Origin of the sequence: Methylobacterium longum (assembly GCF_022179385.1) — a bacterium.
Classification (GTDB): domain Bacteria; phylum Pseudomonadota; class Alphaproteobacteria; order Rhizobiales; family Beijerinckiaceae; genus Methylobacterium; species Methylobacterium longum.
In genome coordinates this window covers 34,451-59,148 of record NZ_BPQS01000033.1, presented here as the reverse complement: position 1 = coordinate 59,148, position 24,698 = coordinate 34,451, and the positions used below count along the sequence as shown (strand labels likewise).

Genomic DNA, 24,698 nt, shown 5'->3' with positions numbered 1-24,698 from the left:
GCCGTAGGTGGAGCAGACGCGGACGTACTCGATCGGAACCGCCTTCTTGACCGGCAGGTCGGCGGCGTGCGCGGCGCCGACCGCCGCGAAGGCAGCGGCGGACCCGAGCAGCGAGCTTTTCAGGAATCTCATCGACAACCCCAATTCTTCGAGACCCACAGCGCAGCGTCGTCCGGTTGTTCGGACTGGCGCGCGATTGTTCTTGGTTTTTGTCCGCATCTTGCCGGCGAACTTACGTGCCAACGACCTTGTCGCGTCGTTTGAGGCTAAATGGCGCGAAAGCCAGGCTAATCGCAATTGGATTATATCGCCTCGATACACGTTTTCAGGTCATGTTGCCTGAAGACAACGTTATCAGACAACGAGTTTCCGTATGTTTCCGAATAAAATAGGGGGCTAAGAGCTAATTTATCAGGCCACAAACCCGTGATCTGCTGAAGAACATGCAGCCTGATTGGGAGGTTTGCTCAACCAGGGCGCGCATTGCCCGCTTCGGGAGCACATTGACGGTGCCGTCGCGTCGGCGCCAGACACGTTTGTCGCGGTGCCGGGGCGCTGTCGCGGCTCCCCTGCGGGTCCACCGACGACGCCGGAAATGACTGGCGTCGAGCCGGGTCTTCGCCGCGACCCCCACCATGCGCCCTCTCATTTGCCCAGTTTGCGGGTTGATAGGCCCGCGCGAGCGGTCGGGTCAGGCATGCGACGGCAGGATCAGGGCTGTGCGCCGGCCACAGGTAAGCGGCCCTGTTCGAGCCTGACCGGCGCCCCACCGCTACGCTTTTTCCACCATCGCCGGCACGCCGCCGCCACCCTGCCGATCCGGCCCGACCACCGCCTTTTCCCATCGACTGGGCGCAGCGCTCGGCCGTGATCCGGTGCGGCCGAGCCAAAGGCGGCCGCGCGGGCTGCGGACGGCCGCACCGGCGGATGATCTACCACCTTCGGCGATGGCCGCTGATGGAACGCCGCGGTCGATCGCCGGCGCGACGGATGAGGCAGGCGGATCGAGCGGGGGATGGGAACCGGCATCCCGAGCCGTGTCCGGCAAACCCGCGTGGGGCCAGCCGCCGCCCCTCGAGACCACGACACCTCGAACGATCCGGAGGCCAACCCCGCGGCCTTCTGCCAGCGCTGCCACAGGATCCACGGCCGGCCGGAGCCTCGGAGGCCGCGCTGGCGCATTCTGTTCCGGCGGAAGGCGATCGGCGACCCGCTCGGCAGACCCGGTCCCTGAGATGACGGACGAAGCTCTGTCCGCCACGACGGTAATCCCGCCTCGGGCGGACACGTCACCGACACCGCCTTGACCCCCTCCCTCGCCGCCGGCCGTGGCGGGCCAGAGCACAGCGCGCTCTGGCTGCTGATCGCCCCGCTGACCGACGACGGGCTCACGTCGGCCGGTGCGGCCGCGTCGACCGAACCGGCACCGCTTCGAGCAATCCTGCCTTGTCCACCAGCAGGGCGGCGGCGATCTCAGCCAGCGCGACGTGCTCGATCTCGGCGATGCCGTCGTGATCAGCCACATCGGTCGCCACGAGGAACACGCCCTCGCGCTGCTCTGCGGGCCGACCGGCAATCGCCGCAACCCGACGCAGGTTGTCCGCTCGCCCGGCCCGGGTGCGCGCCCGGCCGATCGCCTCGTACAGCGCCTCCTCCAGCATCAGGACGTCGTAGCCCTTCTCCAGGATCGGACTGGCCATCACGCCGGTCAGCGCGGTTTCGAACTCCGCACCCGCGACCTCGCCGTCAGCGACGATGACGTTGGCCGTCGCCGAGACGCCGGCCTGCATCAGCACCTCGTCACCCGCATATGCGGTGACCGTCTGACGGAAGCGGGCGAGGAGATCCTGTACGAAGGGCATGCCGATGTGCTGCTGAGTGACGTGGAAGGGCTAAACGAAGGCGTGAGCGGCACCGCGTGACCCGCCGAGGCTGACCTTACGCCGACCACCGCGGGCGTGCGGGTCATGGGTTGGGGCCGTGTCAGGGGCGAGACAGCTCGAAGCGTTGGCTGCCGACGACCCTGCAGCGCTCTGCAGGCGCGTCTTCTCACAGGTCGCCACCACCCGGATGCCGATCTCCCGCGTGTGGCTGCGGCCGTGGAGCCGGACGGCGAGCCGGGCTCGGGTCGGTTCCGAAAGGCCGTCGCGCAGCCCGGTGGGCAGGCTCGGCCCGCGCGATGCGTGCCGCAAGGTCGAGCGACACCGGGCCGTCGCTGGCGAAGTCCTCTGCGGTGATCGACCGAACCTGGTTCACGGGGGTACCTGCGTGCTGACGCCCGCAGGTTGGGATCGCATGGTTAACGAAACCTATCGGTGACCAGGCTGCAGCACCGAGCGACCGTCAGCGGCACCACGGAGCGGCACCGCACCAGCGCATTTGCGCGATCGACCCGGTCACGGCCGGATCACCGACGAGGCGCTGATCGCCGCCGGCTCCCGGCCTGTTCGCTTCAACCAGCATGGCGGCGGAGAAGCAGCACAACACGAGGGCGGCGATCCAGAGGAAGGCCCGGAGGGTGCGGAGGGTACGCTTCGACATACGCCTCAGCGTGGCAGCGTCGCGTTAGCGAATTCTTGCCCGCGCTGACGTAGATCGGGCCGCCCGGCTAACCGACCGCGCGCGCAACCTCGCGCACCTGGCGTGTGGCTGCATCGACCTGCTCGCTCGCCCGGGCGATGGCCTCCATGCCGCCGGCGATCGTCGATACCCCGTGCGCGGCCGTGTGCATGCTGCCCGACATCTCGCGCGTGACGGCAGACTGCTCCTCGACCGCCGCCGCGATCGCGGCCGAGACCTCGTCCAGCGCCCGGATCGTGCCCTGGATCGAGCCGATCGCGCCCACAGCCTCGCGCGTAGCCGCCTGCGTCGCGCTGATCTGCCCGCGGATCTGATCCGTCGCCTTCGCGGTCTGCTCGGCCAGGGCCTTCACCTCGGAGGCAACGACCGCAAAGCCCTTGCCGGCTGCACCCGCGCGGGCCGCCTCGATGGTGGCGTTGAGCGCCAGCAGGTTGGTCTGCGCGGCGATCCCCTGGATCATGCTCACGACCTCGCCGATCTGCGTCGCCTGCCCGCTCAGGCCCGCGACGATGACCCCGGTGTGCCGCGCCTGCTCGACGGCCTCGCCGGCCATGCGTGCGGCGTGGCTGACCTGCTGGCTGATCTCACCGACCGAGGCTGACAACTCCTCCGCACCCGAGGCCACGCACTGGATGTCGTTCGAAACGTGACCCACCGTACCAGCCGCCTCGGCCGTCTGCCGGGTGACAGCCTCGACCGCGGCACCGATCGCGTCGAGGTCGACGCCGATGGTCCGCTGCGCCTCAGCCCGGCGCTGGCGTTCGTGCACCTGCGCGGTGATGTCGGAGGCGAACTTCACCACCTTGAGCACCGCGCCGTCGGCGTCGGTGATCGGGTTGTAGGTCCCCTGGATCCAGACCTCGCGACCACCGCGGGCGATGCGCCGGAACTCGCCTGCCGCAAACGCGCCGCGCCCGAGCCGGCCCCAGAACCCCCGATAGTCGGCGCCAGCCTGCTCAGCCGCATCCACGAACAGGCTGTGATGCCGGCCGACGATCTCGTCGAGGCGGTAGCCGACGGTGTCGAGGAAGTTCTGGTTGGCGTCCAGGATCGTGCCGGTGGGATCGAAGGCGATCACCGCCTGCGAGCGGTGAAGGGCCGCGAGCTGACCGTCGCTGTCCAGCGCACGCAACTTCTGCGCGGTGATGTCGGCGGCGAACTTGACGACCTTCACGACCCGTCCGGTGCGATCGAGAACCGGGTTGTAGCTCGCCTGGATCCAGACAATCCGCCCAGCCTTGGCGACGCGCTTGAACTCGGCAGACTGGAAGATACCCCGCCGCAGGCCATCCCAGAACGCACGGTACTCGGCACTGCCGCGGTAGGCCCCTTCGACGAACATCGCGTGGTGCTGCCCCTGTACCTCGGGCAGGGTGTAGCCCATCGTGGTCAGGAAGTTGGCGTTGGCCGTGAGGATGGTGCCGTCCGGGGTGAACTCGATAACGGCCTGCGAGCGATCCAATGCGTCGAGTCTGGCGGCCTGATCCACGTGCGTGCGCGTTCCACCGAACATGATCGTGCCTTCCCGAATCTCTGGGCTGCTGCGCGGCAGAGCGGGAGGCCAGCGGATGAGTCCGCCGATGCATCATCCAGATCTATGTCAGCTCCAAACAACACTGGGCAGAACGTGTTACTTATTCCTTAAATTGATCGCTCATCGCTCCATATTACCCAATAACTGACATAGATTATCTCGCAAACTTAGTACTCTCGCTTCTGTGACCAGCATAGAACAACTTACGCGTGCTTGAAAATGGCGAGTTCGCGCCAGGCGCCGGTTAACGGATCGTTGCTTGTCGCGACAGGTTCATAGCGGCCGGCCGCGCTGACGGCGGGGCGTCCGATACGCCGGACCACCTCGCGCTCGAACGAGACGAAGTTCTCGATGCGGCCGTCGGTGGCGCGCAACGGCCTGCAATCGATCTCGGCGCGGTACTTGGAGCCGTCCGCGCGGTAGTTGGTCAGGTACCCGTGGAAGCGCTCGCCGGAAGCCAGCGCGCGGTGAAAGGCATCCAGCGTCTCCCGACGCGTCTCTTTGCCCTGCATGAAGCGTGGGGTCTGCCCGACGATGTCGGACAGATCTCGCCCAACAAGCTGACCGAACGCGGCGTTGGCGTACAGGATGGTCGGCCCGGGCTGATCGACCACCGTATCGGTGACGACGATGCCGATGGCGGCGTCGTAAGCCAGTGCGCGAATGAGTTCGAAGGCGGTCATGGTAGGGCAAGGCTATGCATACGTTGGGCGTGGCGTCACTCCACCAGACGCATGGCCGACCGGCAGGGTCTGCGCCGACCGTGTTCCCGAACGCGCGACCAGGGAACGAGCCTTGACCAGGGAACGAGCCGCGACCGCCCACGGCGGCCACCGCTCAATGATAAGTAATTGTTTGTAACACTAACCTAAGTTGCGAAACATAGATCTGTGAAAGTCATGTTTCTAGTCCCGCGCCCCGCCAAATCCATGCAGCCAACAATTTTAATTAACGGATCGCAGTCAGATTGCAGCTCGCGGAGCTTGCTATGCGATCTGTCTATACGTGCCTTACCCAGGCGCACGATCATCAGCTGATCCTGCTCGCTGCCGGGATCTGCGTCGTCGGCGTCTACGGCTCGTTCTCTGTCGCGACGCATGCGGCGCGCTCGGAAGGCCGATCCGCCACTCTCTGGGCCGGTGCCAGCATCGTAGCGGCAGGCTGCACCGCTTGGGCCACCCACATGATTGGGCTCCTGGCCTTCCGGCCGGGCATGCCCGCGGGCTTCGATCCCTACCTGACGGCCCTGTCGCTCCTAATCGCCATCGCCGGCATCGGGATCAGCGTCGCCCTCGCGATCGGCCAGCGCAAGCGGACCCATCGCTTCGTCATCGGTTTTCTCCTGGGCAGCAGCATCACGGCGCTGCACTACATCGGCGCGGCTTCCTACCTCGTCGCCGGTACCGTCGGCTGGGACAGGTCCCTGCTGGCCGTGTCCATACCGACGAGCCTGCTCATGTTCGGCGTGGCCATTGTCGTAACGGGCGAGCGCCGCCGCGATCTTCGACGTATTGGGGCGCCGCTGTTGGTTGGCGCCATCGCCGTCCTGCATTTTTGCGGCATGGCGGCCATGACGCTGACCTTTGATCCCGAGCGTTCGCTGCCGCCCCACGCTCTTGCGCCGGACGTCATCGCACCGGTCGTGGCGGGCGTGTCCTTCGGCCTCCTGGCGCTGGCCGTGGTTGGACTGCGCCTCACCCTGAATGCCCGGGCTCAAGCGCGCCGGGACCAGGAACGCCTGCGCGAGTTAGCGAACCTCGCCGTGGAGGGACTCGCCGTCTGCCGCGACGACGTGATCAAGACCGCCAATCGGAGCCTGGAGCACCTGTCGGGCGTCGGGGCGGGTGCACTGAGCGGCCGTCGCCTCTCGGACCTCCTGCCGGGCTTGAGCCTGACGACGCTGCCTGAGCGCGAGGAGCGCGAGGCGGAGCTGATCGGCCCGGATGGGCAACGCGTACCGGTGCGCGTGCTGCGCAGCGAAGTTCCGCTCGGCAGCGGGCTCCAGACTGTGCTGGCCGTACGTGACCAGCGGGAGCGCCTGCAGACGGAGTCGAAGATGCGCGCCCTGGCTTATTCGGACCCGCTGACAGGCCTGCCCAACCGGGCTCATTTCCACGACCTGCTGGCGTGCCACGCCGCGTCCTGCCGGAAGCAGGATCAAACCTTCGCCGTCCTCGTTCTCGATCTCGACCGGTTCAAGCTGGTCAACGACACGCTGGGTCACGGCCTGGGTGACGCGCTGCTCCGCAAGACGGCCCGGCGGCTCAAGGCAGCGCTCGGCGCGCACGACGTGGTTGCACGTCTGGGCGGGGACGAGTTCGCGGTCCTGCAGAAAGCCGTGGCCGGTCCAGAGGCGGTCCACGCCCTTGCCACTCGCATCGTCGAGTTGATCGGCCGCCCGTTCCTGATCGAGGGCCAGCTCGTCAATATTGGCGCCTCGGTTGGCGCCGCCCTCGCGCCGACAGACGGCTTGGAGCCCAGCCAACTCCTGCGCAACGCCGACTTGGCGCTCTACAAGGCCAAGGCCGACGGCAAGGGCACGTTCCGCCGCTTCGATCCCGCGCTGGATGCTCGCGTCCGGGCCCGGCGCAATCTTGAGGCTGACCTGCGGCGCGCCATCGCGGTGCAGGAATTCGAGCTGCACTATCAGCCCCTCGTCGATGCGCGGACCGGCCGGATCACCGCAGCGGAAGCCCTGGTGCGCTGGCGGCATCCGGAGCGCGGCCTCGTTTCGCCCGCCGACTTCATCCCGCTGGCCGAGGAGACCGGGCTGATCGGGCCGCTGGGACAATGGGTCCTGCGCACGGCCTGCACCCAGGCCGCCCGCTGGCCCGCGCACATCCGAGTTGCCGTCAATCTCTCGCCGGCGCAGTTCCGAGACCTACGCCTCGCCGACACGGTGAAAGCAGCTCTCACCACATCCGGCCTCGCCGCGGACAGACTGGAGCTGGAGATCACCGAGGGCGTGTTGCTGGCCGACGAGGAGCGAACGCTTGCCACCCTGACGCGACTGCGCGCGGCAGGCGTGAGCATCTCAATGGACGATTTCGGGACGGGCTACTCCTCGCTCAGCTACCTTCGCCGCTTCCCATTCGACAAGATCAAGGTCGACCAGTCCTTCGTGCGTCAGCTTCCGGGCGACGCGGAGAGCGCTGCCATCGTCCGGGCCATCATCACCATGGGGACGTGCCTCGGCATGGCGATCACGGTCGAGGGCGTCGAGACGGCGGAGCAGTTCGCGTTTACGACGGCGGAAGGCTGCGATCAGGTGCAGGGTTACCACGTGAGCCGGCCCCTGCCGCTGGCTGAGTTCCTGTCGTTCGTGGATGCGCGCGAGGCTGCATGAATCCGCTGGATACCCCCGACCTGTTTCGGCTGGTCTACCGGAGCCGCTGTGCGATCGCTGGAACGGCCGAGGAAGTGCAGCGGCACATCGATCGGATCCTGACCGTCTCGCGGCATCAGAACGGACAAGCGGGCGTGACGGGCGCGCTGATGTTCACAGGTCTGTTCTTCGTGCAAGCGCTGGAGGGTCCGACGTTCGCTGTGGAAGCGGCCTTCGACCGCATCTGCTGTGATCTGCGCCACAGCAACGTCGAGGTGGTTGAGTGTGGACCCGTCCTAGAGTCAGCCTTCGGCGATTGGTCGATGAGCCACTTGGTGCCAGCCGCGGATTCCGAGGCTTTGCTTGACCGCGTTGAACACGACACGGATTTGGCCGATGCCGCAGCAACCGCGATGAAGCTGATGACGGCCCTCATCCGATCTGAGCAGCACGCGAGTGGCTCGGCGCAGCAGTTCGTAGCCTGAACGCATCCGGACCTCCGGGTTCTGCGCTCGGCATACCCTCGACCTGCAGGCCGTCACCGCAGAGTTCGGCCTGCTCTCCTTCACGGGTGCCGTCGACCTGCAGGCCGCGATCGGACGCTACGTCGCCGAGCACAACCGGCGTGCCAGACCCTTCGTCGGGACCGAACCCGCCGCCGACATCCTCGCCGTCAATCGATCTCCTGAGCCCTCCGTCTGGGCCGGGGCACGAGCGGTCACACCGTCTGCGATAGGTCGTGCGCGGGCGCGACGGCGGTGCCTGCCGGAGTGGCCGCGCATCGTCGGGATGCTCAGGACAGGGACGCGAGCAGGCCCGCCAGGCCGGGTCGTTCATCGATCGTCCAGAAGGCGTCGAGGACGCGACGCACCTTGAGCGCATCGAGACGCTCGCCAGCATTCATGCGGAACTTGCGCTCGACGTCGTCCCGGGTCATCGGCCGCGCCACGAATCCCGGCACGTCATCGACCTGCCTCACGATCTCGCGCCCATCCCTCAGCGTCGCGGTCAGCCGGTTCGGCACCGCTTCCGGCTGCATCGCCGTGAGCGCAGGATCCTCGGCGACGGTGATCTTGTCGATGAGGGCGAGCAGGGACGGATCGAGCAGCTTGGCGGGGGAGTAGCTGTCGTTGGTGATGGCTCCGTCGAGCATTGCCCGCGCCGCGATGTAAGGCAGGCTGTGGTCGGCGGTGTCCTTCGTCGTCGGGCGCCACTTCTCGCGGTCTCGGCCGGCGGTGACGTAGCCGAGACGCGTCGTGTCGATGCGCATGCTTCGAATGGCGTCGACGCCACCGGCACCGGCGGCGATGGCGAGGGCCGCCGGGATCGCGGTCAGGCAGTAGACCTGCGCCGGGTACGGCTTGATCCCGCATCGCGCGATCCGGAAGGGGCGCCCCTCCCCACCGAAATCCGCGACATCGACGGCGAACGGGCCCGAGATCTGTTTGAAGAACCCGGCACGCCCTTCGAAGATCGGCGCCGGGCCCGTGAGGCCGGCACGGGCGAGGCGCGCGGCGAAGACGCCTGCGCGGGTCGCCTCGGCATCGGCCACGCCCTTCCAGTCCGAGAGCGTCTGAACGCGGGTCTGGTTCATCGCGATATGGCCGTTGATCGCGAGGTTGACGGCCTGGGTCAGGGCCTCCGGCGAGAGCCGCATCAGCCGGCCCGCCGCCAGCGCCGAGGCGGGCAGGCTGTAGACCGGATGATCCCAGCCACGTCCCGTCACCTCCGCGGCATCGAGCAGGCGGCAATCGACCTCGTAGGCGAGGGCGATCGAAGCGATGAGGTCGCGGCCGGTGGCCCCCTCCGCCTCGGCGACGGCGAGGCAGGCTGCGATGGTGTCGCTGGGGTGACCGGGCTCACGGCCGACATAGACGTCGTTGAAATCCTCGTAGCGGATGGCGACGCCGTTGGCGAAGGCCGCGAGTTCCGGGCTGCTCCGCCGGTCCGTGCCGAGAACCGTCGCGGCACCCGCCCCGTCGCTGAGCGCGATCGCCCGGCAGATCCGCACGGGCCCGGCCTCGAGGGCGGCGAGCCCACATCCCAGCGCGTCGATGAGATGGACCTTCACGGTCTCGACCGTGGCCGGGTCGAGATCCTCGAACCGCAGGCCATGGGCGTAGGCTGCGAGCCGGTCGGCAAGGGGAGGCTCCTCACCGGAGGCGGCCCTTGCCGGTGCGGCGGCAAGGGCTGCGCCGGCGGCTAACCACGCGGCGACCTGACGGCGGGAGAGATCGGCTGGGATCCGCATTGACCGCTCTCCCGTCAGGCGAAGCCGTAGAGCTTCGCCGGGTTGTCGACGAGAATCCTGTCGCGGGCAGCCTCGCTGCCGGCCCAGTCGGAGAGCAGGTCGAACAGCACCGCGTCGTCGGGCTTGTGCTTCTCGGTGACGTGCGGCCAGTCGCTGCCCCAGACGAGGCGCTCGGGGGCGAGGCGTACGAAGGCCTGGGCGGTGCGTGTCGCGTCCGGGTAGCCGGGCGGGCCGGCCTCGGTGTTGAGGTAGGCGCCGGCGAGCTTCACCCAGGCCCGGCCCTTCTCGACCAGGCCGGCGATGGTCGCGAAGGCAGGGCCGTCCGGGCCCTTGGCGGGGTCGAGGCGGCCCATATGGTCGAACACGATGGGGCAGGGCAGCCGGTTCAGCAGGGCCTCATTCTCCCGGATCTGGTCACCGGACATATGCAGCTGCACGTGCCAGCCGAGATCGGCGATGCGCTTGGCCAGGGGCTCGATGGTGGCGATGGGAGCCACCGTGTCGTTGGGATTCCAGACGCTGAAGCGGAGGCCGCGTACGGAGCCGGCATCGAGGCGCTTCAGCTCGACGTCGGTGACGTCGGGATGCAGGACGGCGATGCCGCGCCCGTTCCCGCCCAAGCGTGCGAGGGCGTCGAGGAGGCAGGTCGGATCGGTGCCGTGGTTCTTCGGCTGAACCGGCACGGCGCGGGTCGTGCCGAGGCGAGCCTGGAGCAGGCGATAATCGTCGAAAGTCATGCCCGGGGGCTTGGGCGAGTCCGGCGGTGGGAAGCGCGCGTCGATGATATGGAAGTGGCAATCGCAGGCATTGGCCGGCGCGCGATGGCCCGGCCGCTCGGTCCCGGCAGAGTTCGGCACCGATCCGTCGGCGGCGCGCGCCCGGTCGGCCGCAGCCATACCGGCCATGGCAGCCGCGACGAAGCCGCGGCGTGTCAGCGTGGGCATTCCCATCCTCCCTGTCATCGGTGTCAGCGGGCGCTGCGGCCGCGGACCACGCCTGCGGCAACCAGCTCGTCAAAAGCCTCGCCCGCGATGCCGATCTGTCCCAGCAGCTCCCTGTTGTGCTGGCCGAGGGTGGGCGCGGGGGTGCGGATTGAACCCGGCCGGTCGTGCAGGCGCGGCACGACGGCGTGCATGGGGATGAGCTCCATGTCGGGGTCGGGGTAGTCGGCGATGAGCTCGCGCGCGACCACGTGCGGATCGGCGACGAGCTTGGGCGCGTCGTTGATCGGCCCGATGGTCACCTCGGCCGCCTCGAAGTAAGCGACGTTCTCGTCCTGCGTCCGCTCCGCGATGAACGCGCCGATGATCGCATCGAGCTCGTCCACATGGCGCAGCCTGTCGGCGTTGGTGCGGAAGCGCGGGTCGTCCACGAGGTCCGGACGGCCGATCGCCCGGAATAGGCGCTCGGCCATCTTCTGGATCGAGCCCGACAGGCCGACATAGAGCCCGTCGCTGCAACGGTAGGCGTTGCGCGGCGCCGAGTTCGTCGAGCGCGAGCCGGTCCGCGGCTTGCCCTTGCCGGTGAGCCGGTAATTGGCTGCCTGCGGGCTGAGGATCGCGAAGAGCGGATCCAAGAGCGGCAGGTCGATCACCTGCCCCAGGCCGCCATTCACCTCAACCTCGCGCAGAGCGATCATCGCGGCGGAGGCGCCGGTGAGCCCGGCGACGCCGTCCGCGAGGTACATCGGCGGCAGCACGGGCTCGCGATCGGAGAAGCCGTTCATGGCGGCAAAGCCCGAGAAGCCCTCGATCACCGTGCCGAAGCCGGGCCGCTGGGCGTAGGGCCCGTCCTGCCCCCAGCCGGAGATGCGGATGATCGTGAGGCCAGGGTTGAGGGCGTGCAGGACCTCGGGCGACAGGCCCATGGCTTCCAGAACCCCCGGCCGGAAGCTCTCCACCAGCATCCGGCAGGAGGGGACAAGGGCGCGGATGACGTCGACCGCGCGGGGATCGCGCAGCGACAGGCAGAGGCTCTTCTTGTTGCGCGCGTAGATCTTCCAGTGGGTCTCGACACCCTCGGTCTTCCAGGCGCGCAGGGTGTCGCCCTCTGGGGGTTCCACCTTGATCACCTCGGCGCCGAAATCACCGAGCATCTGCGTCAGCACGTTGCCGGCGAAGAGGCGGGAGAGGTCGAGGATGCGCACGCCGTCGAGGATGCCCCGGGCCTCGGGTCGGTAGTCGCGCCGGTGCAGTTCGCGCATCGTCATGGGACTTCCGTCGCGGTGTGGAGATCGGACAGCGCCACGACGGCGCGGGCGCGGGCCAGGAAGGGCGAGTCGATCATTCGCCCGTCCACGAGAATCGCGCCGAGCCCGCGCGCCTCGGCCTCGGCGGCGGCCGCGAGGATGCGGCGCGACCACGCCACCTCGTCCGGGCTGGGCAGGAAGGCGGGGTTGGCGATGTCGACTTGGGAAGGGTGGATGCAGGTCTTGCCCGCAAATCCGTGCCGCCGGGCGGCCTCGCACTCGGCGCGGAAGGCCCCCGGGTCCCTCACCGCCGCGAAGGCCCCGTCATAGGCGGGCAGGCCGGCCTCGGCGGCGGCGAGCCGGACGGCGACGCGGATCTGGGCGAGGGCGGCTTCGTCGTGCCGGTCGATGCCGCAGGGCTCCAACAGATCAGCGTACCCGATCTGCAGGCCGGCGACGCGGGGATGCGCGCAGGCGAGGTCCGCCGCTCGGCGGAGGCTTCTCGGTGTCTCGATGTTGACGAGGAGGCGGATGCGACCCGCCGGATCCAGGCTGTTGAGGCGGGTGGCCGCATCTTTGACGGCGGAAGCGTCCTCGACCATCGGCAGGTTGATGAGGTCCGTGCGCGGAAGGGCCACCGCCTCCAGATCAGAGACGAAGTGCACCGTGCCCGGGCCGTTGACGCGAACCACCACGACTTTGCGCGGATCGACGTGCGCTTCCCGCAGGTAGGCAGCGAGGGTTTCCCGCGCCTCGTCCTTGCGGGCTTCCGGCACCGCGTCCTCGAGGTCGAAGGAGAGGGCGTCGGCGGGGCCTGCGGCAGCCTTCGCGAACAGCTCGGGACGGGACGCCGGAACGAACAGCTTCGAGCGCATCAGCACGGCGCGCCTCCATCAGACGATCTTGAAATGGACCATCGCGAGGATCGCTGCGGTGACGGTGAGCGCCCCTCCGATCCGCGTCGCGACCTGCGCGAAGGGCATGAGCTCCATCCGCTCGGCGGCGGTCAGGATCATCACGTCGCCCGTGCCGCCGAGGCCGCTGTGGCAGGCGTTCACGATCGCGGTCTCGATCGGGTACATGGCGAGCCAGCGCCCGACGGCGTAGCCGGTGCCGGTCAGCGCGAGCACGGTCGCCACGATGGTGACGAGGTTGGCCGGGTGGAACGCCTCGACCAGCTCGTGCCAGGGAGTCAGCGCCACCGCGGTGCTGAACAGAAGTGGGTAGGTCACCGCCACCACGAAGAAGCGGAACACCACGCGGGCGCCTTCTTCCAGGGAGGCCGGCACCGCCCGCAGCAGCTTCGCGAGGACGACGAGGAACAGCATCGCCACCGGCGCGGGCAGCCCGACCCACGCATGGATCAGCGTGCCGAAGACGTAGATGGCGATGCCCGTGATACCGCCGGCCGCGACGGTCGCCACGTCGATCCCGGAGGTGTTGCGGTGAACCGCGCCGTGGTCGGCCTCCGTGTCTCCCTCGGCGGAGGGTTGGAGCCGGCCGTTGCCGGTGAGGTCCGGGCGGCGCTTCCCCAGGGTGTTGAGAGCGCCGCAGCAGATGATGGCGACGAGGTTGCCGAAGAAGACCAGCGGCAGGATCTGTCCCAGCATCCCGCCGTGATCCACGCCGAGCGCCTCCGCATAGCCGACCGAGAGTGGGATTGCGCCTTCGCCGACGCCCCCAGCCATCACCGGCACCACGACGTAGAGGATCGACCGCCAGAAGCCGATGCCGACGAGCCAGCCGACGCTTCCGCCCACGAGGAGGCCGGTCAGGGAACCCAGCGCCAGAGGCACGAAGATCTTGGCGAAGCCCTGGATCAGCACCCGCCGGTCCATGCTCAGGATCGAGCCGACCACCACGGCGGTGATGAACAGGTAGATGAAGTTCGTCGCCTTCGTGAAGGTCGTCACCGACTGCACGAGCGGCGCCGGCAAGAGCTGATGGGCGACGAGGAACGAGGGCAGGAAGATCGTCACCAGCGACGACCCGCCGATCGCCCGCAGCACCGGGATCCGCCGGCCGATCTCGGCGCAGGTGAAGCCGCCCGCGACCAGGACGGCGATCATCACCGTCACCTCGCCCGAGATCTTACCCCTGATGGCGAAGGCAGCGATGAGGGCCAGCAAGAGGACATAGACGGGCAGCGGGATGATGCCGACCCGCGTTTCCATGGTCCGTGTCCAGAAGGATTTCGGCGCCGGCATCGAACGGGTCGAGGTCGCGACCGGCGACCCGGCAGCGGCATGCGCAGTCATCGTTTCCTCCGCATCGCCCCGTTTTCAGCCGGAGTCGCATTGTGTTGGGCAGGCGTCGCCCCGTTCGCCTTGTCCCGCGACGACGTCTTCGAGTAAAATGAATTGATCGCACTAATTCATGACTTTCCGGCATGAAACTCCCCGTCGACGGCGTTCAGGCCTTCGTTCTCATCGCTGAGCTTGGCAGCTATCGCCGGGCCTCCGAGAGCCTCGGGCTGACTCAGACCGCACTCACCCGGCGGATCCAGAAGCTTGAGGGTTTCCTCGGCGCGGTGCTGCTCGACCGCACCACGCGGACCGTGCGCCTCAGTGCCGTGGGCTGCGAATTCTTGCCTCTGGCCACGCGGCTGATCGCCGATTTCACCCACGACGTCGAACGCCTGCGCACGACCTCCCGGCTGGGCATCGGCGACGTCACGGTCGCGACCGTCCAATCCATCGCCTTCCGTCGGATGCCGGCGGTTCTGCAGACCTACGCGCGCGATCACCCGCAGAACCGGGTGCAAATCCTCGAACGCTCCGGCGCGCTGGTCACCGAAGCCGTGCGCAAGGGTGAGGCGGATTTCGGGATCCACATCCAGCAGGAGGCCGATGCCGATCTGGTCGAGGATCGGCTGGTGCGGGATCCGTTCGTGCTGATCTGCCACCGCAGCCATCCCCTGGCCGGACGGCGTGCGCTCCGGTGGACCGATCTATCCGGTACGGATCTCGTGACCCTCGGCGGCGCCAGCGGCAACCGGGCACGCGTCGAGGCTCAACTGGCAGCCGTGGACTTGCCGCCACGCGGCCGGTTCGTGGTCGAGAGCACGCCCACCGCTCTGGCACTGGTGTCGGCGGGCATTGGCGCCGCGATTCTCCCGGCGGCACTCAGAAGCGCGTCTGCGCGCGACAACCTCGTTGAGATCCTGCTGACCGAGCCCGCGATCTACCGCACGATCAGTCTGGTGCGTCGCCGCAATACGTCACTGACGCCCGCGGCATCCCTATTCTACGAAGCCCTCAAGTCCGAACTGTCGTCGGGCTTCGACGGGTCGGGACTGCGGGAAGATCTGCATCGCGCCGCCGTCCTGCGCTGACGAGGGTGTGCCGCCCGGGAGTTCGCTTCGAGGATCCGCCGGCAACGCCGTGAATGACCGGATGGGGCGCAAAGCCGAAGGCCGGCTTATCGACCGTGCGCCGATCCGGTTTCAGGCGCGTGCCTGACCGGCAAGGCACACGGGGTCGGACCGGGCCGTCCAGCCCCGAGCTTCGACGGGTGCCCTGAAACGCGGCTCCGAAGCTTGGAACCGGGGCAGCCGAAAGCTCAACGACTGCAATGGCTTCGGGCTGACGGCGGCGAATCCCTCTTGTCCGCCGCCAGCTGCTTGTGGCTGCGGCTTAACGCTTCTGTCAGAGGAAGCTTCTCGCCACCCCGACGCTCCCGCTGGATCGCAGTCCTGGGCGCGGGACCGATCAGGGCACGCTGGGGGGCAAGGCTCCGGAGCTGGTGGAGGAAGGTGCGCAGTGAATTCCTGCTGCGGCGCGAACGCCGACCAAAGGCCGATCGACACGCGGCTGACAGGCGCGGCGGCCCATGTGCGCGCACGATCCATCGATGCCCAGCATCACAGCGGCATGGGTCGCGCCTGGAGGATGGCGGCGCGGACGAAGGGGCGCTTCAGTCCGATCCCGACGTTTGACCGACCGACGAATTCCTGAGCGCCGGGGTGACTGCGGACCGCTTTGACGAGGTTCAAACGAAGGCCCGCCCGGAAGAGGAACACGCTTTCCACCGTGCCGGACAGGAAGGCTTCGACAGCCACGCCCACCTCGTCTTCGGAGATGATCCCCAGCTCACACAGGGTCCCGATCGTTCGAAAATCTCTCATCGTGGTCATGTAGGGCGCGACGAGGGTCAAGCCGAGCCGCCCAGCCTTCGGGGAACGCTCCACCTGACGCGTGGACGCTGCCAGATCCCGTTCCGGGGTCGCCTGTCCGCCGACCATGGAGCCTCACCGCGAAAGGCCCTCCTCCATGCGACCTCTCGGGTCCCGTCGCGTCCCGAGCCCTGCGCGGTCAGGAGCGGCACCGAACCCCTTCAGCCGGTGATCAGATCGGCCGGCGGGGCCGGGCTGGCTACAACATGACGGGCAGCTCCGCTGCTGGCGGCGAGGTCGCGAGCCGCGGCCCGCCAAAGCTCGAAACCGCCGGCCCGGCGGCCATCCTGCCGAGATGCGCACGGCTTTCGCTTGCACAAGAAAGCCCGCTGCGGCGGAGTGCCGAGCGGGCTGAAGGTTGTTCTGCCTTGGAGGGGAGAACGCGTAGACCGTAGTCCAAAGCGATCAGCTGTCGCGTCACATGCACGTGAAGCGGCCAAGCCGGCATCCTCCAGCAGGCCCGGGGCCGCGCTCGACCGTCGACAGAAGTGGCGGATCAGTGAGGCCGCGATCTATGCCGATCATAGAAATTGAACACCAACAGGGCGCTGATAGCTGCCGCGTTGATGCACAACGCCCAGCCGTAGCTTGTCAGGTGATGGGCGCCGATTGAGGTCCCGACGGTGCCTGCGCCCACGAGCGACCCGAGCACGGCGAGCACTATGAAGAGGCATGCGAATGCAAGCATAACCACCTCCCTATCGCGGATCGGAGACAGTCTCAATTGACCTGAGTTCTTGGCGATCCGCGGTCATTCTAGGCACCGACCACACTTGCTTGCAATGGAAATTGCGAGGCCGCGAACCGTCATTTGTCGACCCTTGCGAAGGCGGGAGCGAGCACCGGGCCTACATGCTGCACCTGCGAGGCGGCACCCGGCCATGCGAGCGTCGGCGCCTGCAGCGCCCTGGTCAGAGTCGACCGCCCCTGGCGGTCCGGTTGGAGGTTCGAGTCCGGCTGGGGCCCACCAAGGCCTCTCCTTCCGACGAGAAGCACACGCGGCAGATGCCTCACAAGGAGCCGGAGATTTAACTCCGGCTATTTAATCATTTCAGCGACGACGTCGTGCCATTGAATGAGTATCGGCCAGTCTTAGTGCCAGATACCTGCGCAATTCCGTCCGTCATCGGGCTTAGACGCGTATTAGTCAGCTCGATAGCGCCCGAGAGGCCGGCGAATTTTCCAGTACCGCCGGTCCATTCGGCCGTACCGCGCAAGCCCGTACCCTGCGCCTGCACTGGGTAATCGTACTTCTCGAAGATCTGGTCGCCGCTCGCGTCAGCGTAGACGCACCGGCCGTGACTCTCCACCGTCTTGGCGTCGTTGTCCAAGGTCGCCAGTCCGACACAGCGACCCGCCAAGTTGTTCAGAAAACCACTGCCCTCAGTATTGACCGCAGTCATCGTGATATTGCTCATCGCAACCACGCGGTTCTCGCCGATCGGCATTGGTTTACTCGGCGCCATATTCACGCCCGTATATATGACCTTATAATCTCCCGATCGCGGCAGATCCTCCGCATATGAAATTGCGACGCACGAATATAACGCAGGGACACCGATGAGAAGGTGTGAGATGCGAATGCACATTGCCCGCCTCCCTTTTGCCGATGAGTCGACTATCGAATATTTCACGATTCGATCAGACCGAAATATACGACGCACTTTTGGCGCGAATACAATCGCGATCGAATGAAACCCCTCGGCCGTGACTTGCCGGGGCCTCCGACAAACCGAAGCCGCCTGTCGATGGCAGCGGTCGCGCGGGCATCATCCCGACGCCGCATCCCGGCGGCCATCCTGCCGGGATGCTCGCACCGATCGCCGGTCAGGCGTCAGCGATCGGCAAGTGAGGACCATCTTCGGCTCCCCGCGAGCGGCCGATCGAAGCAGAACCGATGCGATCGCCTGCGCTCTAACCGTCGTGGTGCGGCGCCAATCGGTGGCCGGCACCCGACGCCGAACCGCCCCGCGATGAAGCCCGAGGGGATCGTTGGCGTGTGTTTCAACGCTCCGCGGATGGGCTGCAGCCGAACCGGGACCGGTAGCAGCGCGCGAAATGGGCGGCGCTCGCGAAGCCGCAGGCGGTCGCGATCTCACCGATCCTGAGCGGGCTCTGACGCAGCAGGCGCCGTCCATGGGCGAGGCGGATGGCCCTGTACTGGGCCGAGAAGCTCAGCCCGAGCTTCTTGAGGAACAGCCGGTCGAGGTGGCGCGGGCTGATCGCGGCGAGGCGCGCCATGGCCAGGCGGCCGAGCGGCGCCTCCACCGTCTTCTCCATCGTCTCCAACACCGTCAGTAGGGCCGGATGGTGGATCCCGTACCGCTCGGCCGCGGAGGCCCGCTGCGGGTCGTCGGCGGCACCGATGGCGGTGTGGAGGAACCAGTCGGAGACGCGGCGCGCGAAAGCCTCACCCATGCGCTCGGCGATCAGGGCGTGGGCCATCTCCAAGGGGGCGACGCCGCCGCCGCAGGTCAGGCGATCGCCGTCGGCGACGTAGCGCGCCCGGTTCAGGCGCGCGTCCGGGAAGGTCTCGACCGTGGCGCCGGCATATTCCCAATGGAGCGTGAACGCGCGCCCGGCCAGCAAGCCCGCCGCGGCCATGAGATACGGGCCGCCCGAGATGCCGCCGATGCGGACGCCGAGGCGGGCCATGCGCCGCAGGGTCGCGCGGATCTCGGGCCTGTCCCACCCGGTCGGCTCGCCGCCCGCGCAGACGAAGAGGGTGTGGAGAGGGCCGCGCAGGCGGGGCAGCGCCTCGGTGGGGACCTCCGCTCCCGATGAGGCGGCCACCCGGCCCTCTGCCTCGCCGAAGTAGCGCAGCCGGTAGAGTGGCCGCCCGGCGAGATCGTTGGCCGCGCGGAACGGCTCGCAGGCCGAGGCGAAGGACATCAGCGCGAAGCCGGGCACGAGGATGAACCCGATCTCCTGCGGATGGTCCCCGGTCTTCGCATCCATTCCGCCCGCGCCCCGCTGCCCGACGGCTCAACCGTGCAAGAAACCGTCTCCGGCAGTCAAATGCGATGCGCGGCATCCATCATACTGGGTGCCGTCTTCCCGTGCCGCACGAGACCGCCTCCGGATGCCTCGACCTGCCGATCTGCCCCCGTCCCGCGACGCGGCGGCGCGCCGCCCGTGAACCGCCGCTACGATGTCGCCGTCCTGGGACTCGGCGCGATGGGCAGCGCCGCGCTCTACCAGCTGGCGAAGCGCGGCGCCGCGGTCATCGGCCTCGACCGCTTCGCGCCGCCCCACGCGCGCGGATCCAGCCACGGCGAGACGCGGATCACCCGGCAGGCGGTCGGTGAGGGCGCCGACTACGTCCCCTTCGTCACCGCCTCGCACCGCATCTGGCGCGAGCTGGAGGCCGAGACGGGCGAGACCCTGCTGAACGCCTGCGGGGCCCTCGTCATGGCGCCGGGCCACGGGGTCTCCTCGCATCACGGCAAGCCGGACTTCGTCGGACGCTCCATCAGCGCCGCGGAGGGCGCCGGCATCGTCCACGAGGTGCTCGACGGTGCGGCGGTGGCCCGCCGGTTCCCGCAATTCCTCAACCTCGCGGGCGACGAGAAGGCCTATTACGAGCCGGGCGGGGGCTACGTGTTCCCGGAGCGCTGCCTCGCGGCGCAGCTCCACCGGGCGGGGGCCGCGGGCGCCGAGATCCGCACGAACTGCGCGGTGGTCGGGCTGCAGCAGGACGGGAGCGGCGTCCGTATCGACACCGCGGAGGGGACCATCCTGGCCGACCGCGCCGTCGTGGCCGCGGGCTCCTGGACGGCCCCGCTGCTCGGGCGCCCGTTCGACCGGCTGCTGACCGTCCGGCGCCAACTCCTGCACTGGTACGCGCTGGCGGATGACACCGCTTACGGTCCGCATTCGCCGGTCTTCATCTGGATGTACGGGACGAGCGACACGGAATACCTCTACGGTTTCCCGCCACTGGACGGCTCCATCAAGGTCGCGACCGAACAGTACAGCACCACCACCACGGCCGACGGGGTCGAGCGTCGCGTCGACCCCTCCGAATCCGCCGACATGTACCGGCTGCGCGTCGCCGAGCGGCTGGCCGGCGTGACCCCGGAGGTCGTCCAGGCCGCCGCCTGCGTCTACACGGTGACCCCCGACCGCGGCTTCATCATCGACCGGCATCCCGCGATGGAGCGGGTCTTGGTCGTCTCCGCCTGCTCGGGGCACGGCTTCAAGCACTCGGCCGGCATCGGCGAGGCCGTCGCGGCGGAACTGGCCGGGACCGGCGGCACGGTCGATCTCAGACCCTTCGCCCTGGGACGTTTCAGTTGATGCGCCGGCTGATGGCTCGTGGATTGCCTGAAACCATGCCAAGATCCGTCGACCCGAGCAGGAAAGATCCGATGCGCCTCACGATCCGCACCCTTCTGTCCACCGGTGCGATGGCCGCGCTCGCGGCGCTCTCGTCCGTCGCGCTGCCCGGCCGGGCCGCGGCCGCCGACGGCGTCGACGCGATCAAGACGCGCGGGACGCTGATCGTCGGCGTGAAGGCGGATTACAAGCCGTTCGGCTTCCGCGACCCGAGCGGTGCGATCATCGGCCTCGAGCCCGACCTCGCCGCCGACCTCGCCAAACGGCTGGGCGTGAAGCTCGAGCTCGTGCCGGTCGTCTCGGCCAACCGGATCGAGTTCCTGCAGCAGGGCAAGGTCGATCTGCTGATTGCCACCCTCTCGGACAAGCCGGAGCGCCGCCGCGTCGTGCAGGCGATCGACCCGAACTACTATTCCGACTTCGTGAACGTCCTGCTGCCCAAGAGTTCGGGCATCACCGACTGGGCGCAGCTGAAGGGCAAGCCGGTCTGCGCCACCTCGGGGGCGTGGTACAACAAGGACGTCGCGCGGACCTACGGGGCCGAGATCGTCGCCTTCGACGGATCCGAGAAGCCGCTCTTCGCGCTCAAGCAGGGCAACTGCATCGGCTACGTCTACGACCAGAGCATGCTGCAGGGTAAGCTGCTCGACGACGACTGGAAGGCCAACTACGCGCTGCCGCTCAAGGGCATCCTCGACGCCCCGTGGATGATGGCGGTGGCGCAGGGCAACACCACGCTCCAGACCGCGGTCGAGGACGCCACCAAGGACTGGATGAAGACCGGCTTCATCGTCAACGAGGAGAAGAAGTGGGGCATCGAGCCGACCGCTTACTCGAAGGCGATGCACGAGAAGTACAAGAACGCGACCAACTGATGCGGTCCTGCACGACGGCTCCGAGCGTTCGCCCGCGATGATCGCCACGATCCAGGCGTGGTTCCAGCAGCTCTACGAGACCACGGGCTTCAACTTCACCATCTTCTACGATCCCTACGACTGGGACCGCTACGTGGCCGGCCTGCGGATGACGCTGCTCCTCGGGATCAGCACGATCCTGGCCAGCCTCGTCATCGGCGCGGTCGGTGCGCTCCTGCAGAGCGGGCCGTCGCGCGTCCTGCGGGGGCTGGTCAACGGCTTCGTGGTCGTGTTCCGCAACACGCCGCCGCTGGTGCAGATCTTCTTCTTCTACTTCGGCCTCGGGACGCTGCTTCCGGACATCCGCTCGGCGGACGGCCTGCGCGCGCCGATCCTGACCAATGTGCAGTGGGCGATCATCTCGCTGTCGCTGTTCGCGGGCGCGTTCAACGTCGAGATCTTCCGCTCCGGCATCGAGGCCGTGCCCCGGACCACGATCGAGGCCGCCGAGGCCCTGGGCTACACCCGCTTCAAGGCCTACCGCCACGTCGTCCTGCCGCTGGCCCTGCGGGTCTGCCTGCCGGCCCTGAACAACAACCTGATCAACCTCCTGAAGACCACGACGCTGGCCTACGCCATCGCGGTCCCGGAGACCCTGTACGCGGTCAAGCAGATCTGGTCCGAGTCGCAGAACGTCCTGGAGATGATGCTCGTGCTGCTGGCGACCTACGCGGTCCTGGTCGGCGTGCTCGTCTGGATCATGCACCGCTGGGAGCGCGCCCTGCGGATCCCGGGATACGGCCGATGAGTGTTCCGGATCCGCGCGGCCCGGGCGAGGCGCGACCGGGCGCTCTGCCGGTCCTCCTGCCCTTCGCGCTCCCGGAGGACCGCGCGGCGGTGCGCCTGCGCCCGGCCCATCTCTGGCTGCTCGCCGGCCTCGCCCTCGTCGCCGTCCCGGCCTGGGCGCAGGGCGGCGGCGGCGCGCTGTCGCCCCTGGAGGTCGTGATCAAGTGGGCGCCCCTCCTGCTCACGGGCTTCGCCTTCAACGTCGCGATCTCGTTGATGGCGATGGCGATCGGGACGGTGGCGGGCATCGGGCTCGGGCTGGCCATGCTGGCGGAGGGGTGGATCCTCCCCCGCCTCGCGTGGTGCACCACGCAGGTCTTCCGCAACGTGCCCTGGCTGGTGCTGCTGTTCTTCGTGATGTTCCTGGTGCCGTTCCAAGTCACGGTGTTCGGCATCCGCGTGCCGCTGCCCGACTGGGTGAAGGCGACCTTCGGCTTCAGCCTGCCGGTCATGGCCAACGTCGCCGAGATCGTGCGCGGCGCGGTGCGCTCGGTGCCGAACACCCAGTGGGAGGCCGCCGAGTCCCTGGCCTTCACCCGGCGGCAGACGCTGTGGCGCATCATCCTGCCCCAGTGCACGAAGCGGATGCTGCCGCCCTGGATGAACGTCTACGCGCTCATCGCGATGGCGACCGTGCAGGCCTCCATCGTCGGCGTCACCGAGATGCTGACGCTGACCGCGCAGGTGCACGCGGCCGAGGGCGGCCGCCCCGAGCTGTTCGCGCCGCTCTACGGCTTCGCGCTGCTCTGCTTCTTTCTCTACTGCTACCCGATCGACCGGTTCACCGCAGCCCTGGAACGCCGCTTCGAGACCCGCTGAGACCATGACGCGCGCGACCCTGGCCGCCACCCCGCCCCCGAGCTGGACCCCCGATCAGCCGATCGTCCGCCTCGCCGACGTGCACAAATCCTTCGGGTCCTTCGAGGTCCTGAAGGGGATCAGCTTCAACGTCCGCAAGGGCGAGGTCGTCTGCATCATCGGCCCCTCGGGCTCGGGCAAGTCGACGCTGATCCGCTGCGTCAACGCGCTGGTGCCGGTGAGCGCCGGCTCGATCCAGGTCGAGGGGATCGACGTCACCGATCCCCGGCTCGACAAGCTGGCGCTGCGCCGCAAGGTCGGCATGGTGTTCCAGCAGTACAACCTGTTCCCGCACAAGACCGCGCTGCAGAACGTGATGATGGCCCCCATCCACGTCCTCGGGCAGGACAGGCGCGAGGTCGAGGCCCGGGCCCGCATCCTGCTCGCCAAAGTCCGGCTGGCCGGCAAGGAGGACGCGTATCCCGGCGAACTCTCCGGCGGGCAGCAGCAGCGCGTGGCCATCGCCCGCTCGCTGGCGATGCGGCCCGACGTGATGCTGTTCGACGAGGTCACCGCCGCCCTGGATCCGGAGACGGTCAAGGAGGTGCTGGTCACGATCCGGGAACTCGCCGAGGAGGGCATGACCTGCATGCTCGTCACCCACGAGATGAACTTCGCCCGCGACGTCGCCGACCACATCTACTTCACCGATCGCGGCGTGATCGTGGAGCACGGGCCGCCCGCGACGTTCTTCGCCTCCGCCCAGGACGAGCGCACCCGCCGGTTCCTGTCGCAGGTGCTTTGACTCTCCTGTCGCGCAGTGCCCCGCATCCCGGCCCTGAGGCCGAACCTCCGCCGCGGAGGCGTGTTCGTGCCAGGTGTCCGGACGACCCCAGGGGTCCCGCTCGCCCGGCGAGTCGGAACCCGGTGACATGGGTGCCTTCGACAGCGAGGAGCAGGAGGAGCCTCAGCACGGGAGCATCGAGGGCGACGACGGAAGCGGATATCGAGGTGGCTGACTGGCGCGCTCCGGGAACGGCCCGGCCTGCGGCTCAGCCCTACGTCCTCGAACGGACGCTCTCCCGTCTGTCCGCTGCTGGCCGCCAACGCCTCAGGCGCGGCAGCCAGCCCCGATCCTCTCAGGAAACCGGAGTCACCGGTCCGAGCCGCTCAACAGCTTCTCGATCGTAGCCAAGCCAGCGGCTTGAGCTTTCGCTTCGCTCGGATAGCTGCGATCAGAACGCTGGGCGAGCTTGCCGTGCTTGCGGATTGCCCAATTGTAGGCTCCGCCATCTTCTTTCGGAGGAAGGACCTCCAGCGTGTAGGGGTGGATGTTCGTTTCGATGTCGCTCATGGCGGAGTCATGCCACGCGTGCTCGGCGGTGCCAAGGCTGCTCCGCGCCTTGGCCCTGTGCTCCCGTGGCTCTGCTGGACGTCGCGGTGGAGAATGCGGGTCGCCGGGGGCGAACTCAGCCTGACCGGCCAGACCGTGTCCGACTCCGGATGTCCCACGCTCGACGCCGCACGAATGCGGTTCGCGTTCTGAAGGATGTCGTATCCCCTCCCTTCAGACGAACTCCAACGCCTCGCGGTCCTGACAATCCCGGGGCCGCTCGACGCCGGAAAGCGGAGTGCGGCAAGCCGCGCGTCGTGCCGATCGTGCGGCGCGTCCGAATTCCGCCGTCGCTCCGCAAGGCTTGCGCGATGCGGCCCTCAGGCGCCCGCGTTCTCGGCGTCGACGGCGGGCCCTTCGAGCGCCTTGTGCGCCAGCCGACCCGAGAGCCCAGATCGGTGCCGCGGCGGATCGGTA

The 24,698-nt window shown here is 68.2% G+C and carries 21 protein-coding genes and 2 pseudogenes; 9 read left to right on the top strand and 14 right to left on the bottom strand.

Annotated features, from left to right (window positions below):
- The 5 genes and pseudogenes from MFF58_RS22440 to MFF58_RS22415 form a co-directional block, all read right to left on the bottom strand.
- Nucleotides 1-219 (bottom strand): annotated as a pseudogene (locus tag MFF58_RS22440) (porin); the annotation flags it as partial.
- 1,169 nt (nt 220-1,388) lie between these two features.
- A complete protein-coding gene (locus tag MFF58_RS22430) occupies nt 1,389-1,862 on the bottom strand; it encodes a tellurite resistance TerB family protein (protein ID WP_238291196.1) in 474 nt (157 codons plus the stop codon).
- 481 nt (nt 1,863-2,343) lie between these two features.
- Nucleotides 2,344-2,541, bottom strand: coding sequence for a hypothetical protein (locus tag MFF58_RS22425; protein ID WP_238291195.1), 198 nt, complete (start codon nt 2,539-2,541; stop codon nt 2,344-2,346).
- A 67-nt stretch (nt 2,542-2,608) separates the two neighbouring features.
- Nucleotides 2,609-4,093, bottom strand: a complete 1,485-nt coding sequence (locus MFF58_RS22420) for a methyl-accepting chemotaxis protein (RefSeq protein WP_238291193.1) — start codon at nt 4,091-4,093, stop codon at nt 2,609-2,611.
- A gap of 224 nt (nt 4,094-4,317) precedes the next feature.
- Entirely contained in the window at nt 4,318-4,797 is a 480-nt protein-coding gene (locus MFF58_RS22415) for a PAS domain-containing protein (RefSeq protein ID WP_238291192.1), read from the bottom strand.
- A 305-nt stretch (nt 4,798-5,102) separates the two neighbouring features.
- Here MFF58_RS22415 and MFF58_RS22410 point away from each other — a divergent pair, with 305 nt between their 5' ends.
- The 3 genes and pseudogenes from MFF58_RS22410 to MFF58_RS22400 all read left to right on the top strand — a co-directional run.
- A complete protein-coding gene (locus tag MFF58_RS22410) occupies nt 5,103-7,460 on the top strand; it encodes a bifunctional diguanylate cyclase/phosphodiesterase (RefSeq protein WP_238291191.1) in 2,358 nt (785 codons plus the stop codon).
- Entirely contained in the window at nt 7,457-7,924 is a 468-nt protein-coding gene (locus MFF58_RS22405; RefSeq protein WP_238291190.1) for a BLUF domain-containing protein, read from the top strand. Before MFF58_RS22410 ends, MFF58_RS22405 begins: the two co-directional genes overlap by 4 nt.
- A gap of 76 nt (nt 7,925-8,000) precedes the next feature.
- Nucleotides 8,001-8,138: pseudogene (locus MFF58_RS22400) on the top strand (IS630 family transposase); the annotation flags it as partial.
- A 94-nt stretch (nt 8,139-8,232) separates the two neighbouring features.
- Here MFF58_RS22400 and MFF58_RS22395 read toward each other — a convergent pair.
- From MFF58_RS22395 to MFF58_RS22375, 5 genes are read right to left on the bottom strand one after another with little or no spacing between them, the layout of a single operon-like run.
- Nucleotides 8,233-9,690, bottom strand: a complete 1,458-nt coding sequence (locus MFF58_RS22395; protein WP_238291189.1) for an MmgE/PrpD family protein — start codon at nt 9,688-9,690, stop codon at nt 8,233-8,235.
- A 14-nt stretch (nt 9,691-9,704) separates the two neighbouring features.
- Nucleotides 9,705-10,634, bottom strand: coding sequence for an amidohydrolase family protein (locus tag MFF58_RS22390; RefSeq protein ID WP_238291188.1), 930 nt, complete (start codon nt 10,632-10,634; stop codon nt 9,705-9,707).
- A 23-nt stretch (nt 10,635-10,657) separates the two neighbouring features.
- Nucleotides 10,658-11,899, bottom strand: a complete 1,242-nt coding sequence (locus tag MFF58_RS22385) for a CaiB/BaiF CoA transferase family protein (RefSeq protein WP_238291187.1) — start codon at nt 11,897-11,899, stop codon at nt 10,658-10,660.
- The gene (locus MFF58_RS22380) at nt 11,896-12,753 is read right to left on the bottom strand and encodes an HpcH/HpaI aldolase/citrate lyase family protein (protein WP_238291200.1); all 858 of its coding nucleotides are present in this window, start codon (nt 12,751-12,753) and stop codon (nt 11,896-11,898) included. The genes MFF58_RS22385 and MFF58_RS22380 overlap by 4 nt, the downstream gene beginning before the upstream one ends.
- 18 nt (nt 12,754-12,771) lie before the next feature.
- Complete coding sequence (locus MFF58_RS22375; protein ID WP_238291185.1) at nt 12,772-14,136, bottom strand: 2-hydroxycarboxylate transporter family protein; 1,365 nt, start codon at nt 14,134-14,136, stop codon at nt 12,772-12,774.
- A gap of 131 nt (nt 14,137-14,267) precedes the next feature.
- Between MFF58_RS22375 and MFF58_RS22370 the strand changes: the two genes are divergently transcribed.
- Nucleotides 14,268-15,212, top strand: a complete 945-nt coding sequence (locus MFF58_RS22370; RefSeq protein ID WP_238291184.1) for a LysR family transcriptional regulator — start codon at nt 14,268-14,270, stop codon at nt 15,210-15,212.
- 528 nt (nt 15,213-15,740) lie between these two features.
- On the opposite strand, the gene MFF58_RS22365 is transcribed toward MFF58_RS22370, so the two are convergent.
- The 3 genes from MFF58_RS22365 to MFF58_RS22355 form a co-directional block, all read right to left on the bottom strand.
- Nucleotides 15,741-16,121, bottom strand: a complete 381-nt coding sequence (locus MFF58_RS22365) for a hypothetical protein (RefSeq protein WP_238291183.1) — start codon at nt 16,119-16,121, stop codon at nt 15,741-15,743.
- A gap of 977 nt (nt 16,122-17,098) precedes the next feature.
- Nucleotides 17,099-17,500: a hypothetical protein gene (locus MFF58_RS22360; RefSeq protein ID WP_238291182.1), complete on the bottom strand. Its 402-nt coding sequence runs from the start codon at nt 17,498-17,500 to the stop codon at nt 17,099-17,101.
- 556 nt (nt 17,501-18,056) lie between these two features.
- Nucleotides 18,057-19,010 carry a GlxA family transcriptional regulator gene (locus tag MFF58_RS22355; protein WP_238291181.1) on the bottom strand — a complete coding sequence of 318 codons (954 nt, stop codon included), beginning with the start codon at nt 19,008-19,010 and terminating at the stop codon, nt 18,057-18,059.
- A gap of 177 nt (nt 19,011-19,187) precedes the next feature.
- On the opposite strand from MFF58_RS22355, the gene solA reads away from it, so the two are divergent.
- The 5 genes from solA to MFF58_RS22330 all read left to right on the top strand — a co-directional run bounded on the left by solA (nt 19,188) and on the right by MFF58_RS22330 (nt 23,693).
- Nucleotides 19,188-20,351, top strand: a complete 1,164-nt coding sequence (gene solA / locus MFF58_RS22350) for an N-methyl-L-tryptophan oxidase (protein ID WP_238291180.1) — start codon at nt 19,188-19,190, stop codon at nt 20,349-20,351.
- A gap of 71 nt (nt 20,352-20,422) precedes the next feature.
- A complete protein-coding gene (locus tag MFF58_RS22345) occupies nt 20,423-21,265 on the top strand; it encodes a transporter substrate-binding domain-containing protein (RefSeq protein ID WP_238291179.1) in 843 nt (280 codons plus the stop codon).
- A gap of 37 nt (nt 21,266-21,302) precedes the next feature.
- Nucleotides 21,303-22,052, top strand: a complete 750-nt coding sequence (locus tag MFF58_RS22340) for an amino acid ABC transporter permease (RefSeq protein ID WP_238291178.1) — start codon at nt 21,303-21,305, stop codon at nt 22,050-22,052.
- Nucleotides 22,049-22,909: an amino acid ABC transporter permease gene (locus tag MFF58_RS22335; RefSeq protein ID WP_238291176.1), complete on the top strand. Its 861-nt coding sequence runs from the start codon at nt 22,049-22,051 to the stop codon at nt 22,907-22,909. Before MFF58_RS22340 ends, MFF58_RS22335 begins: the two co-directional genes overlap by 4 nt.
- Nucleotides 22,910-22,913: 4 nt before the next feature.
- The gene (locus tag MFF58_RS22330; RefSeq protein ID WP_279602676.1) at nt 22,914-23,693 is read left to right on the top strand and encodes an amino acid ABC transporter ATP-binding protein; all 780 of its coding nucleotides are present in this window, start codon (nt 22,914-22,916) and stop codon (nt 23,691-23,693) included.
- Nucleotides 23,694-24,041: 348 nt separating this feature from the next.
- Here MFF58_RS22330 and MFF58_RS22325 read toward each other — a convergent pair whose 3' ends face one another.
- Complete coding sequence (locus MFF58_RS22325; RefSeq protein ID WP_238291175.1) at nt 24,042-24,242, bottom strand: hypothetical protein; 201 nt, start codon at nt 24,240-24,242, stop codon at nt 24,042-24,044.
- Nucleotides 24,243-24,698: the final 456 nt, after the last annotated feature.